The organism is Pseudomonas sp. YA1 (genome assembly GCF_058680555.1).
Window position 1 is genome coordinate 51,557 of sequence record NZ_JBZWBG010000006.1, and the last position, 14,927, is coordinate 66,483.

10 protein-coding genes and 1 pseudogene are annotated in these 14,927 nt (G+C 65.2%); 3 read left to right on the forward strand and 8 right to left on the reverse strand.

What is annotated here, in order from left to right; all coding sequences use genetic code 11:
• Window positions 1-136 precede the first annotated feature (136 nt).
• Window positions 137-2,089 (forward strand): sigma-54-dependent Fis family transcriptional regulator, encoded by a 1,953-nt coding sequence (locus AC4OR5_RS09805; protein WP_058134180.1) that lies wholly within the window; start codon window positions 137-139, stop codon window positions 2,087-2,089.
• Window positions 2,090-2,154: 65 nt separating this feature from the next.
• Here the strand turns inward: AC4OR5_RS09805 and AC4OR5_RS09810 are convergent, their stop codons facing one another.
• The 4 genes and pseudogenes from AC4OR5_RS09810 to AC4OR5_RS09825 all read right to left on the reverse strand — a co-directional run bounded on the left by AC4OR5_RS09810 (window position 2,155) and on the right by AC4OR5_RS09825 (window position 6,893).
• Window positions 2,155-2,637 carry a transcriptional regulator gene (locus AC4OR5_RS09810; RefSeq protein WP_223309047.1) on the reverse strand — a complete coding sequence of 161 codons (483 nt, stop codon included), beginning with the start codon at window positions 2,635-2,637 and terminating at the stop codon, window positions 2,155-2,157.
• Window positions 2,638-2,716: 79 nt separating this feature from the next.
• The gene (locus tag AC4OR5_RS09815; RefSeq protein ID WP_122379253.1) at window positions 2,717-5,020 is read right to left on the reverse strand and encodes a PqiB family protein; all 2,304 of its coding nucleotides are present in this window, start codon (window positions 5,018-5,020) and stop codon (window positions 2,717-2,719) included.
• Window positions 5,013-5,633 carry a paraquat-inducible protein A gene (locus AC4OR5_RS09820; RefSeq protein WP_058134780.1) on the reverse strand — a complete coding sequence of 207 codons (621 nt, stop codon included), beginning with the start codon at window positions 5,631-5,633 and terminating at the stop codon, window positions 5,013-5,015. The genes AC4OR5_RS09815 and AC4OR5_RS09820 overlap by 8 nt, the downstream gene beginning before the upstream one ends.
• Before the next feature lie 337 nt (window positions 5,634-5,970).
• Window positions 5,971-6,893: pseudogene (locus AC4OR5_RS09825) on the reverse strand (LysR family transcriptional regulator).
• Between the two features lie 215 nt (window positions 6,894-7,108).
• Between AC4OR5_RS09825 and AC4OR5_RS09830 the strand changes: the two are divergent.
• Together AC4OR5_RS09830 and AC4OR5_RS09835 are read left to right on the forward strand one after the other, a co-directional pair.
• The gene (locus tag AC4OR5_RS09830; protein ID WP_016263494.1) at window positions 7,109-8,317 is read left to right on the forward strand and encodes an MFS transporter; all 1,209 of its coding nucleotides are present in this window, start codon (window positions 7,109-7,111) and stop codon (window positions 8,315-8,317) included.
• 93 nt (window positions 8,318-8,410) lie between these two features.
• On the forward strand, window positions 8,411-9,514 hold the full coding sequence (locus tag AC4OR5_RS09835; protein ID WP_073646287.1) for an alpha/beta hydrolase: 1,104 nt from the start codon (window positions 8,411-8,413) through the stop codon (window positions 9,512-9,514).
• Between the two features lie 138 nt (window positions 9,515-9,652).
• On the opposite strand, the gene AC4OR5_RS09840 is transcribed toward AC4OR5_RS09835, so the two are convergent.
• The 4 genes from AC4OR5_RS09840 to AC4OR5_RS09855 form a co-directional block, all read right to left on the reverse strand.
• Complete coding sequence (locus AC4OR5_RS09840) at window positions 9,653-11,236, reverse strand: aldehyde dehydrogenase (NADP(+)) (RefSeq protein WP_017149021.1); 1,584 nt, start codon at window positions 11,234-11,236, stop codon at window positions 9,653-9,655.
• Between the two features lie 128 nt (window positions 11,237-11,364).
• A complete protein-coding gene (gene araD1, locus AC4OR5_RS09845) occupies window positions 11,365-12,360 on the reverse strand; it encodes an AraD1 family protein (protein WP_058160452.1) in 996 nt (331 codons plus the stop codon).
• Between the two features lie 27 nt (window positions 12,361-12,387).
• Entirely contained in the window at window positions 12,388-13,563 is a 1,176-nt protein-coding gene (locus AC4OR5_RS09850) for an L-lyxonate dehydratase (RefSeq protein ID WP_015502949.1), read from the reverse strand.
• A gap of 30 nt (window positions 13,564-13,593) precedes the next feature.
• The gene (locus tag AC4OR5_RS09855; protein WP_003113702.1) at window positions 13,594-14,916 is read right to left on the reverse strand and encodes an MFS transporter; all 1,323 of its coding nucleotides are present in this window, start codon (window positions 14,914-14,916) and stop codon (window positions 13,594-13,596) included.
• Window positions 14,917-14,927: the final 11 nt, after the last annotated feature.

The window sequence follows — 14,927 nt, forward strand, 5'->3', positions numbered from 1 at the left end:
TTTTCGGGATATGCCTGTAACCCGCGCGCTCTCTGGCGCCAGGCTTTTCCATGGCGCTCGACGAAGCAATCCTGGTTTCACTTTTGCAACGAACTGATTCAGTATCGAAACAATTCAATCCTGAACAGGTTTCGACATGCGTCCTCCCCTTTCCCAGGTCGTCGTGCTGGTCAGTCACCTTCAACGACCTCGGCAGCGCAGTCGCCTCGCCAGCCTGGTGGCCGGCCTGGCGGCGGGCTACCCGGACGTCCATATCGAGGTGCTCGACACCTCGGTATCCGAAGCCCTGCAAACCGCCCGCGATCTCGAACAGCGCGGCAAAGCCGACGTGTTCGTCTGTGCTGGCGCCACTGCCGCCTACCTGCGTAGACACCTGGCACGTCCGGTTCTGACGATGCGCGTTGGCGGCGGAGACCTGTTGCGTGCGCTGGAGCAAGCCCGCGAACACTCCTCCCATGTCGCCCTGCTCAGCTACAACCGCATCGACCGGGACCTGCAAGCCATGCGAACGCTGTTCACGGTGCAGGTTCACCAGGTTGCCTACACCACCCTGGAAGAGGCTCGCCAGGCTGTCCTGGAGGTAGCCCGGCTGGGTTGCCGCAGCATCATCGGTTCGTCGACGGTGGTGGAGCTGGCGGAACAGGCAGGCCTGCACGGCGTGCTGTCGCTGAGCGAAGACACTGCGCGCAAGGCGCTCGAGGAAGCCATGGGAGTCCTCGACAGCCAGCGTCTGGAGATCGCCAAGCGGCGGCATCTGGACGCGGTGCTGCAACACATTCCAAGCGGTGTGGCAGCGGTCGACAACCAGGGTGTGGTGCAATCGCTCAACCCTGCCCTTGCCCAGTTGCTGGAGTTGCCGGTCAGCTCGGCTCTGGGTCGACCGTTACAGCAGCTATGCCCGGAGCTTGACCTGCAACAGGCGCTAGAGGATGGCAGTGGCGAGGAAAACCGGGTGATCCGGCTGGGCTCGCACGCCGTGGTCAGCAATCTCCTGCCGATCCTGGAGAATGGCGAGCGTACCGGCCTGGTGCTCACCTGCCAGGACATCACCGCCGTGCAGCGCGCGGATCAACGCATCCGCTCCACTCGCCGTCCAGGTGCCTTCACCGCGCGCTACCGGCTCGAACAACTCAACGGCGCGAGCAAGGCCAACCGTGAGATGTTGCAACTGGCCAAGCGCTTTGCCGCCAGCCATTCGACCATCCTGATCACTGGCGAAAGCGGCACCGGCAAGGAACTGCTCGCCCAAGGGATCCATAACGAGAGCCCTCGCCGGCACGGGCCTTTCGTCGCCATCAACTGTGCGGCGTTTCCCGAGTCGCTACTGGAAAGTGAACTGTTCGGCTACGAGGAAGGCGCCTTCAGCGGTTCGCGCAAAGGCGGCAAGCCCGGCCTGTTCGAGGCGGCGCACCGTGGCACGCTGTTCCTCGACGAGATCGGCGACATGCCTGTGTCGCTGCAGACTCGCCTCCTTCGTGTATTGCAGGAGCGAGAGGTCTTGCGCCTGGGCGGCACCGAGCCGATCTCCATCGACGTGCGCATCGTCGCCGCCACCCACAAGGACCTGGGGGCCGCCATGAAGGATCGCGAGTTTCGCACCGACCTGTATTACCGGCTGAATATCCTGCGCTTGCAGACCACGCCCCTGCGCGAGCGGCCCGAGGACATCCCTCTGATTTGCCAGGGAATCAGCCAGCGCCTGCAGGTCCAGGGCCAGCCACCGGGTGCCGCAGGCATAACGACGCTCCTGCTACCCTACCTCGTCCGCCATTGCTGGCCCGGAAACGTCAGGGAACTGGAGAATGTCATCGAACGGGCGATGCTCTCCGCCAGCGAAATCTTCCATGAGCACGGCGTGGATGAGCATTACCTGGCTCGCGTGCTGCCCGAGCTATTCGAAGGCCAGCCTCAGCCCAGGTCCCGGAAAGAGCCATCGCGCACAAAGGATTTGCACGCCATCGGCAAAACCGCGCAGTTGCGCTACATACAGGAGACGCTGGACAGCTGCCAGGGCAGCCTTGACGAGGCTGCACGTCGGCTCGGGATCAGCCGGACCACGCTGTGGCGGCGGCTTCGTTCGGCACGCTGAGCAAAACGATGCGCCTGGGCGATGCGGAACTCGCCCAGGCATGGACGCGGCCGGTGCCGTGAAACTCAATTGATCAGCGGAACCTGCTTGCCGATCTGCAACGCCTCCAGCGCGTCCAGCTGCGCTTCGATCTGCAGGAAGCGCATGGCCCGCCGAGGTGACATCTTCTCGGCCACTTCCTGCACGTACCGGTGCAGCACGGCCAGCTGTTTCTCCTGCAATCCCCGATAGAGGTCGACCATCCTCGAAGCTTCCGCGTCGGTAATGCTGCCGGAACCATAGGCGCGGGCATATTCGAGCAGGAGCTGGAATGTCTCCTTGTGCAGGCTGTCCGTCTCGCCTCGGTAGCGTGAATAGATCGGCCAGAACGTCTCGGCTTCGGTGCCGTCCAGCGCCATGTTTGCCTCGACCATCCGTTTGCGCTTGTAGTTGATGGTTTCCAGCTGGTTCCTGATCTTTTCCTTGTGCTCGTTCATCACCTGCTCGACCGATGGCAGGGGTTCGTCGGCATGAGCGGCAAGGGAAAGGGTCGCGACCAGGGTGGCCACGAAAAGCAAGCGCCTGGACATCGGCGTTCTCCTTCTGGGTTGATCGAATGGATTCATGCTGCCGCGGTGCGATGCGACATCAACGGGCCCCGCTCTTCAGGGCGATCCTGGGCGCCCACTCCAGCCATTCGTCATTGGCCGAATCGAACAGGGCGAAGGTCTGCCCCGGCTTGGCAGGCTCGCCCATCTGCGCATTGTTCGGGGTGGCAAAGGCAATGCCGCCCTCCATCAGCGCCTCCATCGACTCGGTGCGTAGCGACAGGCCCTTGAACAGGCTGGCGTCGACGCCGAAGCCGCTGGCATTCCAGAAACGGCTGCCGGTACGCACCAGCGGTACATAGCGCGGTTCGATGAGGATGCCGATCAGCACCCGGTCGGCCTGTTCGCCCAAGGCCAGGTCGACGACCTTGCCCACCGGGATCTGCCGGTAGGTCACCAGGTTGCCCGGCTTGATCGAGCCCTTGCGCGGCGCACTGAGGGTCAGCCGCAGGCCGCTTTCCCGGCCCAGCAGGTTGGGCGCTTCGGCGAGAGTCTGGAAGCGTGCCTGGCGCTCGCCCGGCGTGCTCGACGGCAGCGCCTCGATGTAGGGGCCGCTGACCAGGGTTCCGAGGTTCTCGGTACGCAGCAGGCCGAGCGCCGGACGCACCACCCAGAAGCGGGTTCCGCTGCGGGCGACGCGCTCGCCGGCGGAAGTCAGGCGTGCCTTCATCTGTACCCCGGAGAGGTCCGGGTTCAGCTCGACGCTTTCGATCTTGCCGATGTCCAGGCCCTTGAAGCGGATCGGCGTGCCTTCGCGCAGGCCGTCGGCATTGTCGATGCTCAGCTGGATTTCCACGCCACGGGCCATCGCCGCCTCCTCGCTGTCGAAGAGGGTGAAGCGCCGCACCTTGGTCACGGTCGGCGCCTTCGGATCGAGGGTGTCGAAGGAAATCCCGCCGGTGATCAGGGTCTGTAGCGACTCGCTCTTCACCTGCACGCCACTGAGGTTGCCGGTCAGGGTGATCCCGCTGGAGTTCCAGAAGCGCGTCGAGGTATTCACCAGGTGCGCGTACTCCGGCTCGATGTGCACACCCACCACCACTCGCTGGCGGTCGCGCGATAGCTGGTAGCTCTGCACGCTGCCGACGCGGACCTGGCGGTAGAGGATCGGCGCGCCGATATCGATCGAGCCGAGCTTGTCGCTGGTCAGCACCAGGTGCAGGCCGGGCGCGTCGGTGTTCAGCGGCGGCGCTTTCGGGCGGATGGTGAACTCGCGACTCGGCGCGCCGCTCTTGGCGAAGCGCACGTCGATGTAGTTACCTTTCACCAGGGCCTCGAGGCCGGTGATGCCGGCCAGGGAGATGCTTGGCTTGACGGTCCAGAACTCGGTGCCTTCCAGCAGCATGTCCTCGACCCGCGGATCCATCGCCAGGTCGGCAGTGGCACTGCTGTAGTCCTTGTCCATGTCGATCGACTTGACCAGGCCGACCTGCACGCCGTTGAACATCACCGGGGTGCGGCCCGGATCGATGCCGCTGACGTCGTTCATCTTCAGCTTCACGCGCAGACCGGCCTGGGCCGCGTCGTAGTCGTCGTACAGGCGGAACGGCTTGCTCGGATCGGTCGGCGGGCTGTCGCCTCGACTATCGGAAGTAGCGAAAGCGATGCCGCCGGCCGCCAGGGTCAGCAACGATTCGCTACGCACCTTGAAGCCGGACAGGCCACCGGAAATGGAGATGCCGCTGGCGTTCCAGAATCGCGTGTGCTTGCGCACCAGGTCGGCGTAGGCCGGCTCGATGTGCACTTTGATCTCGATGGTCCTCTGGTCATCGCCCAACTGGAAGCTCTTCACCTGGCCGACCTGGATCTGCCGGTAGAACACCGGGCTGCCCTGCTCCAGGGAGCCCAGGCGATCGGCCTTGAGGGTCAGGTGCAGGCCGGGCAGCCTGTCGGAAAGGGGGGGCGGCTGCTTCAGCGCGGTGAAGTTGCGTTCTTCCTTCTCGCCCTTCACCGGATCGACCGCGATGTAGACGCCAGATACCAGGGTTTCCAGGCCAGTGACGCCAGCCAGGGAAACCCGCGGCTTGACCAGCCAGAAGCGGGTACCCTTGCTCAGGTACTGGCGCGCCTCCTTGTCCATTTCGATGGTGGCCACCACGCCCTTGATATCTTCGCTGACATCCAGCGCGACGACCTTGCCGACCGCGATGCCCTTGTACAGCACCTCGGTCTTCTTCGCCTGGATGCCATCGCTGCTCTCGAAGCGCACCTGGATCAGCACCCCTGCCTGGTCGTAGGCGCGCCAGCCCAGCCAGGCCCCGATAGCCAGGGCCACCAGCGGCAGCACCCAGATCGCCGACCAGTTCGAGGTCTTGTGTTTCTTCGGGCTTGGCAAATCACTCATTCTCGTCGTCCAGATTGGTGTTGTCCCAGATAAGCCGGGGGTCGAACGTCACGGCGGCGAGCATGGTGAGCACCACCACGCTGGCGAAGGCGGCGGCGCCGAGATTGGCCTCGATGCTCGCCAGGTTGCCGAAATTGACCAGCGCCACGAGGATGGCGATGACGAAGATATCGAGCATCGACCAGCGCCCGACCCATTCGATGAAGCGGTACATCATGATTCGCTGGCGGGCCGACATCGGCTGGTGCCGCTGCACCGAATAGAGCAACAGGGCGATGCCGACCAGCTTGAAGGTGGGGACGACGATACTGGCGACGAACACCACCAGGGCGATGGGAAACATGTCGGCCTGGATCAGGGTCACGACCCCGCCCATGATGGTCGCCGGGGAGCCCTTGCCGAGCATGTTGACGGTCATGATCGGCAACAGGTTGGCGGGAACGTAGAGAATCATCGCCGAGATCAGCAACGCCCAGGTACGGGCGATGCTGTTCGGCCGCCGAGGATGCAGCTTCGCGCCGCAGCGACCGCAACGTGGCACCTGCTCCTCGCCGATACGGTTGAGCTGATGGCATTCGTCGCAGACCAGAATGCCGGCATCGATCGCACGCATTGTCGTTCTCCAGGATCTTGCCCTCCGCCTGGGGGCGGCGGTGGCTGTCTCGTCGTTCAGCGCGGCGTCGGTCCGTCTTCCAGGCAAGGGACAGCTATTGCACGGAGTCAATACTCGACTTGTGATCCGGAGAGGCTGGCCCGGCTTCGGTAGCCGTAGCCCTCTGGGCGCCGGCCAAGCGATGGAGGCGCATGATGCTTTTTTAATTCATGTGAGTCAATATTGTCTCAGATGATTTTTGCGGATGCTCCGCCTGCCCGTGTGAATGGAACTCGCATCCTTTCACAGGCCACCCACTCCGTGATGAGTGGCCGGCGACCGAGTCCCTGCATGCCCGCTACCCGCCGCCTATGGTGCCGTTCCCCTGGGCCTGGTGTAACGCAGCGCATCCACGACCAGGCTGAAAGCCGGCGATGGTTGCCGACGGTTCGGGTAGTACAGGTAGTAGCCAGGGAACGGTGGGCACCAGTTTTCCAGCACTCGCAGCAACCGGCCCTCCTCGATATGCGGAGCGAATTCCTCTTCGGGGAGCCAGGCGATTCCCAGCCCCGCCAGCGCGGCATCCACGATATTCGGCGAGGTGTTGAAAATGAGCTGTCCATCGACACGGACGTTCACGTGTCGATCTTTCCGCTGAAAATCCCAGGCATACAGGCCGCCGCCGGACTGCATGCGCATGTTGATGCAGTTGTGGTCGACCAGACCGCGAGGATTCCTGGGCTTCGGATGTGCCGCAAAGTAGGCCGGGGCCGCGACGACCGCCATGCGCACTGGCGGCCCAATCGGCACGGCGATCATGTCCTTGTCTATGGTGTCGCCCAGGCGTACGCCGGCATCGAACCGGTCGGCCACGATGTCCCGAAAGCCATAGTTGATGTCGAACTCCACCTTGATGTCTGGATATTCCAGCAGCAACGGGGTGAGCCTGGGTAGCAACAGGGTTCGCTGGATGTGATCGCCACAGGTAATGCGAACCGTGCCACTTGGTTTGTCGCGCAGCGCCGACAACTCGTCCAGTTCCGCCTCGATCTCGTCGAAGCGATTGCCGATGGCATTCAACAGGCGCTCCCCTGCCGCCGTGGGCGAAACGCTGCGGGTGGTGCGGGTGAGCAAGCGGATCTGCAGGCGCGCCTCCAGGCCGCTTATCGACTGGCTCAATGCCGACTGCGTCACGCCCAGTTGGGCGGCGGCACGGGTGAAGGTGCCCTCGCGGGCGACGGCAACGAAGGACAGGAGGTCGTTGAGGTTACGTTTGATCATGGCCAATTCTTCCACGGACCATTAATTAGTAGAGCTTATATACCCATTAAGAATTGTTTAGCTAGTAACAGGCCGCCGCATACCCGAATATTCATTTGCAACAATCATCTCCGCCTACCGCACCCTGACTTCCCTTCCCTGCCGACTCAGCCCAGGCGTTTGTCACCAGCGGAGCCGATCTCTTCTTTTCACTCTTTGGATAAGCCAGTTTTTTCATGACAACCCGCGCACTCGATACCGCCAACGAAAACCCTGAACAATCGGGCTCCTGGAGTGGCGTCCTGGCCATTGCGGTTTGCGCCTTCGCACTGGTCGCGTCGGAGTTCCTGCCGGTCAGCCTGCTGACTCCCATCGCCAACGACCTGGGAACTACCGAGGGCATGGCAGGCCAGGGCATCGCCATCTCCGGCGCCTTCGCCGTTTTAACCAGCCTGTTCATTTCATCCGTTGCCGGCAGCCTGAACCGCAAGACGCTGTTGCTGGGACTGACGGCGGCAATGGGCATATCCGGCGCAATCGTCGCGCTCGCGCCAAACTATTTCGTCTACATGCTGGGCCGGGCGCTGATCGGCATAGTGATCGGCGGCTTCTGGTCGATGTCGGCAGCCACGGCCATGCGCCTGGTGCCTGCCAACGACGTGCCGCGAGCCCTGGCCCTCGTCAATGGCGGCAACGCTCTGGCGACAGTGGTGGCCGCGCCGCTGGGCGCCTGGCTAGGCACCCTCATCGGCTGGCGAGGGGCTTTTCTCTGCCTTGTGCCGGTAGCCCTGGTGGCACTGGCCTGGCAATGGACCACCCTGCCCTCCATGCGGGCCGGCGCGCGTGCTCCCGGCCCGGGCAATGTGTTCACGGTATTCGCTCTGCTCAAGCGTCCCGGTGTGATGCTCGGCATGCTCGCCAGCAGCCTGTTCTTCATGGGCCAGTTTTCCCTGTTCACCTATGTGCGACCATTCCTGGAGACGGTCACCGGCGTACATGGCGCGCATATTTCGCTGGTACTGCTGGTGATCGGTGCAGCGGGCTTTATCGGCACCCTGCTGATCGACCGGGTTCTGCAACGGCGCTTCTTCCAGACACTGGTCGCCATCCCGTTGCTGATGGCCCTGATCGCCCTGGTACTGACGGTCCTTGGCGGCTGGCCCGCCATCGTTGTCGTCCTGCTCGGATTGTGGGGACTGACCGGTACCTCGGCCCCCGTCGGTTGGTGGGCCTGGATCGCCAGGGTGTTCCCAGAGGACGCCGAAGCCGGTGGCGGCCTGTTCGTCGCCGTGGTGCAACTCTCCATTGCCCTGGGCTCCACATTGGGTGGTCTGCTGTTCGATCGCACTGGCTATCAGGCGACCTTCTTCGCCAGCGCCGCGATGCTGCTGATCGCAGCCTTCCTGACCATCCTCACCGCACGCTCGAAAGCCCCGGCCGGCTAGACCCCGGGAACGCCCGGACGCGACTTGCCTCGCGCCGCAAGCCAGGTCGTCGAGCCGAATTCCACCACGTCGATCTGATCGATGGAGAACGCCATGGAAACCAAGCACAGCAATCGAGCCCGCTCTCGCAAGGGTGCCCTGAGGGGCGCAGTCCTTGCCGGTGCGCTGATGGCTCTCGTCGGCTGCCAGACCAGTCCGGCGGCAACGACTTCGTCAAACACCGGAGGAACCAACATGCAGCTGCAATTGACCCAGGAGTGGGACAAGACCTTTCCCCAGAGCGCAAAGGTCGAACATCGCAAGGTCACCTTCGCCAATCGCTACGGCATCACCCTGGCAGCTGACCTGTACCTGCCGAAGAAGCGTGGCGGCGATCGGCTGCCGGCAATCGTGATCGGCGGTCCGTTCGGCGCGGTCAAGGAGCAGTCCTCCGGCCTGTATGCGCAAACCATGGCCGAACGCGGATTCGTCACGCTGGCGTTCGACCCATCGTATACCGGTGAGAGTGGCGGTCAGCCACGCAACGTCGCTTCGCCGGATATCAATACCGAAGACTTCAGCGCGGCAGTGGATTTCATCGGCCTGTTGCCGGAGGTGAATCGCGAGCGCATCGGCGTCATCGGCATCTGCGGCTGGGGTGGCATGGCGCTGAACGCGGTGGCCGTGGACAAGCGTGTCAAGGCGGTGGTGACCAGCACCATGTACGACATGACGCGGGTCATGTCCAAGGGCTACAACGACAGCGTGACCCTCGAACAGCGCACGCGAACGCTGGAGCAACTGGGCCAGCAGCGCTGGAAGGACGCGGAAAGCGGTACCCCCGCCTATCAGCCGCCCTACAACGAACTGAAGGGTGGCGAGGCACAGTTCCTCGTCGACTACCACGACTACTATATGACACCCCGCGGCTACCACCCGCGGGCAGTCAACTCCGGTAACGCCTGGACGATGACCACGCCGCTGTCGTTCATGAACATGCCGATCCTCACCTACATCAAGGAGATCTCGCCACGCCCGATCCTGTTCATCCACGGCGAAAAGGCCCATTCACGCTACTTCAGCGAGACCGCCTACGCCGCTGCCGCAGAGCCAAAGGAGCTGCTGATCGTTCCGGGCGCCAGTCATGTCGACCTGTACGACCGGCTGGACAGGATTCCTTTCGATCGGATTGCCGGGTTCTTCGACGAGCATCTGTAGCGTCGTGCACGCCAGGGCAACAGCGCCGGGAGATTGATTCGGCCCGCTCCCCCGCGTCCTGCCGCACACCTCTCCGGCTTTTTCCGCGCCAGCGAGGTCCCGCTCCGCTCGGGACCTCGCCCCTCCCTGGCACCCCTTTCAAGCAACCGCCGCCCGCGTCACGATCCCGTCCACCAACCGCGCAATCCCCAATGGGTTGCCATCCTTCAGCGCTTCCGGCAGCCACGCGTCCGGGTAGTTCTGGTAGCACACCGGGCGCAGGAAACGGTCGATGGCCAGGGTGCCCACCGAGGTGCCGCGGGCGTCCGAAGTGGCCGGGTACGGGCCGCCGTGGACCATCGCGTCGCAGACTTCCACGCCGGTCGGGTAGCCGTTGAGCAGCAGGCGCCCTGCCTTCTGTTCCAGTAGCGGTACCAGGTCGGCGAAGGACGCCAGGTCTTCCGCTTCGGCAATCAGGGTCGCGGTGAGCTGCCCGTGTAGCCCATGCAGCGCGCGCTTCAGTTCGGCGTGGTCGGCGACCTCGACGACCACGCTGGCCGGGCCGAAGACTTCTTCCTGCAGCAACTCGTCGCCCTCCAGCAGCAGGCTGACGTCCGCCTGGAACAGTTGCGGCCGGGCCTGGCGGCCCTCCTGCGGTTGCCCGGCGAGGTGGCGGACGCGCGGGTGGGCGTGCAGCGCCGCCAGGCCTTTTTCATAGCTGGCCAGCGTGCCGGCGTTGAGCATGGTCTGCGCCGGCTGGTCGTCCATGCGGGCGGCGAAGCGTTCGAGGAACGCCGAGAATTGCGCAGAGCGGATGCCGATGACCAGCCCGGGATTGGTACAGAACTGGCCGCAGCCGAGCACCACCGAGGCGCTCAGTTCGTCGGCCACGGCCTCGCCGCGCTTCTTCAGCGCCGCCGGCAGCAGCACCACCGGGTTGATGCTGCTCATCTCGGCGAACACCGGGATCGGCTGCGCCCGGGCGGCCGCCATGTCGCAGAGGGCGCGGCCGCCCTTCAGCGAACCGGTGAAGCCGACCGCCTGGATCGCGGGGTGGCGGACCAGCCGCTCCCCTACTCCGCCGCCGTAGATCATGTTGAACACGCCCGCCGGCATGCCGGTGCGCTCGGCCGCGCGGAGGATCGCCGCGGCGACCCGTTCGGCGGTGGCCATGTGTCCGCTGTGCGCCTTGAACACCACCGGGCAGCCGGCGGCCAGGGCCGCGGCGGTATCGCCGCCGGCGGTGGAGAACGCCAGGGGGAAGTTGCTTGCGCCGAACACCGCCACCGGGCCGAGGCCGATCCGGCACTGGCGCAGGTCGACGCGTGGCAACGGCTTGCGTTCGGGCCGGGCGCGGTCGATGCGCGCGCCATGGAAGTCGCCGCGCCGCAGGACTTCGGCGAACAGGCGCAGCTGGCCGCTGGTGCGGCTGCGTTCGCCCTGGATGCGCGTGGCCGGTAGCGCGGTTTCACGGCAGACGATGGCGACGAAATCATCGTCCAGCGCGTCGAGTTCGGCGGCGATGGTATCGAGGAATTCCGCGCGGCGGCTGGCCGGCAGTTGCCGGTAGTGCGGGTAGGCGCTGGCGGCGGCTTCGGCGGCGGCGTCCACTTCTTCCGGGGTGGCTTGCACGAAGCGGTACGGCAGCGCCTCACCGCTGGCGGCGTCGAGGCTTTGCAGGAAGAGCGTGCCGGCCGCGCTGCGGGCGCCGCCGATGAAGTTGTGTCCGAGGATGGCTGTCATGTCGACCTCATACAGGGGAAGCCCCGCCGGGGATGGCCGGCGGGGTTGGAGCCAAGGCTCCGCAGGAATGAAGGAAACCGTGCCGCGGGTCTCTCGTGGAGCTCCGGCCTATGCACGGCGGTGGGGCTTCAGAGCGCTACCACCCGCCCCGGCGTCAGTGCGGTCTCGACGGCGGCGATGCCATTGCGCAGCGGCGCGCCGAACTCGGTCATGGCGATCTCGAAGACATCCCCCGGAGCGGCCTTGATCCCGTCGGCGAAGGACAGCGTGGCGGTACCGAAGTAATGCACGTGGACGTCGCCCGGACGGAGGAACTGCGCGTACTTGAAATGGTGGTACTCGAGGTTCTCCAGGCTGTGGCACATGTTGTCCTCGCCGGAAAGGAACGCCTGCTGCCAGAGCACTTCGCCGTCGCGCAGGATCCGGCTCTCGCCCTGCAGGTGGCGCGGCAGTTCGCCAACCCGCAGCTCCGGCCCGTAGCAGCAGGCGCGCAGCTTGGAATGCGCCAGGTACAGGTAGTTGCGGCGCTCCATCAGGTGGTCGGAGAACTCATTGCCCAGGGCGTAGCCGAGCCGATAAGGCCGGCGGTCATCGCCGATCAGGTAGAGCCCGACCAGCTCCGGCTCCTCGCCGGCATCCTCGGCGAAGGCCGGCAGCGGGAAGTCCGCGCCGGGGCGCACGACGATGCCGCCGTCGCCCTTGTAGAACCATTCGGGCTGCGCGCCGACCTGGCCCGCCGGCGGCTTGCCGCCCTCCAGGCCCCACCTGAAGATGCGCATGGTGTCGGTCAGCGCGGCCTCGTCGCCCTGGTTCTGCTGGTGCATGCGGTCGCGCGTCGCGGCGCTGCCCAGGTGGGTCAGGCCGGTGCCACTGACCAGGCAATGGGCCGGGTCTTCATGATCCAGCGGCGGTAGCACCCTTCCCTCCTCCAGCAACCCGGCATAGTCCGGGCCTGGCTCGCTGCCTCGGCGCAGCACCTCGTCGTGCAGGCCGCTGCCCGCGCGAATCGCCGCCAGCCCCAGTTCGCGCGTGCTGCGCACGCCGCGCAGCACCTGTATCCCGGCGCCTTCGACGACGCCGACCCGGCGCTGCCCTGCCCGGTCCTCGAATTGAATCAGCCGCATCTCGGCTCCTCCTGTGGGCTCCGACTATCACTCGATGATGATGAAATCCTTGAGGTGCTCTTCGGATATCTCCAGGCCCAGGCCGGGCTTGTGGTCGTCCAGCTGGATATAGCCGTCGACCGGCTGCGGCTCGCCCTTGAACACGTAGTAGAACAGCTCGTTGCCGACCTCGACGTCGAACACCGGGAAGAACTCGGCCATCGGCGAGGCGGTGCTGGCCATGGTCAGGTGATAGTTGTGCAACTGTCCGGCGTGCGGGATCACCGGCACCGACCAGGCCTCGGCCATGGCGTTGATCTTGCGCGCGGCGGTGATCCCGCCGACGCGGTTGGTGTCGTACTGGATGACGTCCACCGCGCGGCGCTCCAGCAGGTCCTTGAAGCCGTGGCCGGTGAATTCGTGCTCGCCGCCGGAGATCGGCATGATCCCCATCTTCTTCAGCTCGACGTAGCCCTCGATGTCATCGGCGATCACCGGCTCCTCCAGCCAGCGCGGTTCGAACTCGGCGAGCCTCGGCAGCATCCGTCGGGCGTATTCCAGGGTCCAGCCCATGTAGCATTCGAGCATGATGTCGATGTCCGGCCCGGCCAGTTCGCGTAGCGCGCGGACCTGCTCGATGTTCCTGCGCATGCCCGCCGGGCCGTCCTTGGGGCCATAGCCGAAGCGCATCTTCAGCGCGGTGAAGCCCTGGTTCAGGTAGCCCTGGGCCTCTTCGAGGAAGGCGTCGAGGTTGTCGTTGGCGTAGAGCTTCGAGGCGTAGGTCCAGATCTTCTCCTTGGTGCGGCCGCCGAGCAGCTTGAACACCGGCTTGTTCACCGCCTTGCCCATGATGTCCCAGATCGCCAGGTCCACCGCCGAGATGGCTGCCATGCCGATGCCCTTGCGGCCCCAGGCGTGGGTGCGGCGATACATCTTCTGCCAGATGTACTCGTTGTCGAACGGGTCTTCGCCGATGCAGATCGGCGCCAGGTAGAGGTCGACGATTTCCTTCGCCACGCGCGGCGCCAGGGCGCAGTTGCCGATGCCGACGAGGCCGTCGTCGGTCTCGATCTCCACCACCAGCCAGCCGTGGAAGCGGAACGAACCCATGGCGTCTCCCTTCTCGAACAGGATGTCGCTGGCATTGGTGCAGAAGTGCGCCTGCGGCGGGACGACCTTGCCCTTCCATTCGAAGACGCGGGTACGGACGGATTTGATTTTCATGTCGCAGCTCCTATCGGTGCGTAGTGTGGGTCAGCCGGCCTGCCGCGCTCGCAGCGGGACGGACGACGATCCGGAGGTCTTCAGCCGGGCCAGCAGGCAGGCGCCGAGCAGGCCGACGGCGGCCAGGGCGAACATGCCGGCGCGCGGGTCGGCGAACTGGCTTTCCATGAGGGTCTTGAGGTTCGGCGCGACGAAGCCGCCGAGGTTGCCCAGGGAGTTGATCAGGGCGATGCCGCTGGCCGCGGCCGCACCGCTCAGGTAGCCGGTGGGAAGGGTCCAGAACAGCGGCTGCACCGAGACGAAGCCGGACGCGGCGAAGCAGAAGGCGATCACCGCCAGGCCCAGGTTGCCGGCCAGCGCCGAGGCGGCGATGCCGGCTGCGGCCATGCCCAGCATGGCCACCGCGAGCTGGCGATGCTGGCCGCTGCGGTCGGCCTGGCGGGTCACCAGGCGCGTTACCACCAGGGCGCAGACCCAGGGAATCGCGGTGATCAGGCCGACGTTCAGGCCGACCTGGCCGTCGAGGAAGCTGGCGATGCGGGTCGGCAGGTAGAACACCACGCCGTACACGCTCATCTGGATGGTGAAGTAGACCAGGCAGAACTTCAGCACCTGGCCGCTGCGCAGAGCGCTGAGGAAGCCGTGCGGGCCGCGTGCCTGTTTGCGGGTGTCTTCTTCGGCCAACTCGCCTTCCAGCGCCCGCTTCTGCTCGTCGCTCAGCCAGCCGGCATCGCGCGGGCGGTCGACCAGGTAGAAGTAGGCGGCAATGCCGACCAGCGAGGCCAGCAGGCCCTCGGTGACGAACAGCCACTGCCAGTTGGCCAGGCCGAAGATGCCGTGGAACTCCAGCAGCCAACCGGACAGCGGACCGCCCAGTACCAGCGCCAGCGGCAGGCCGAAATAGAACAGGCCAAGCGCCTGGGCACGGCTGCGCTGCGGGAACCAGTAGGTGAGGTAGAGGATGATGCCGGGGAAGAAACCCGCCTCGGCGACGCCCAGCAGGAAGCGCAGGACATAGAAAGTCATGGCGTCGTCGGCGAACATCATCGCCGCCGAGACCAGGCCCCAGGTGACCATGATCCTGCACAGCCAGACCCTGGCGCCGAGGCGGTGCAGCATCAGGTTGCTGGGTACCTCGAAGCAGGCATAGCCGATGAAGAAGATGCTCGCGCCGAACGCGAAGGCGGCATCGCCAAGGCCGGTGTCGGCTTGCAGGAAGGCCCGCGCGTAACCGACGTTGGCCCGGTCGATGAAAGCCAGTACATACATCAGGACCAGGAAAGGCAGGAGCCGCAGGCGGCTGGTGGCGATCGCCGAGGACAGCAGCCTGGCGTGGTCGTTCATGGCGCTCATGGAGGGCTTCC

What these genes read in the sequence shown, in the direction of transcription:
- AC4OR5_RS09815 (WP_122379253.1), bottom strand. Translation starts at nt 5,020, where the DNA reads ATGAGTGATTTGCCAAGCCCGAAGAAACACAAGACCTCGAACTGGTCG.
- AC4OR5_RS09835 (WP_073646287.1), top strand. Translation starts at nt 8,411, where the DNA reads ATGGAAACCAAGCACAGCAATCGAGCCCGCTCTCGCAAGGGTGCCCTG.
- araD1 (WP_058160452.1), bottom strand. Translation starts at nt 12,360, where the DNA reads ATGCGGCTGATTCAATTCGAGGACCGGGCAGGGCAGCGCCGGGTCGGC.
- AC4OR5_RS09830 (WP_016263494.1), top strand. Translation starts at nt 7,109, where the DNA reads ATGACAACCCGCGCACTCGATACCGCCAACGAAAACCCTGAACAATCG.
- AC4OR5_RS09820 (WP_058134780.1), bottom strand. Translation starts at nt 5,633, where the DNA reads ATGCGTGCGATCGATGCCGGCATTCTGGTCTGCGACGAATGCCATCAG.
- AC4OR5_RS09840 (WP_017149021.1), bottom strand. Translation starts at nt 11,236, where the DNA reads ATGACAGCCATCCTCGGACACAACTTCATCGGCGGCGCCCGCAGCGCG.
- AC4OR5_RS09850 (WP_015502949.1), bottom strand. Translation starts at nt 13,563, where the DNA reads ATGAAAATCAAATCCGTCCGTACCCGCGTCTTCGAATGGAAGGGCAAG.
- AC4OR5_RS09805 (WP_058134180.1), top strand. Translation starts at nt 137, where the DNA reads ATGCGTCCTCCCCTTTCCCAGGTCGTCGTGCTGGTCAGTCACCTTCAA.
- AC4OR5_RS09855 (WP_003113702.1), bottom strand. Translation starts at nt 14,916, where the DNA reads ATGAGCGCCATGAACGACCACGCCAGGCTGCTGTCCTCGGCGATCGCC.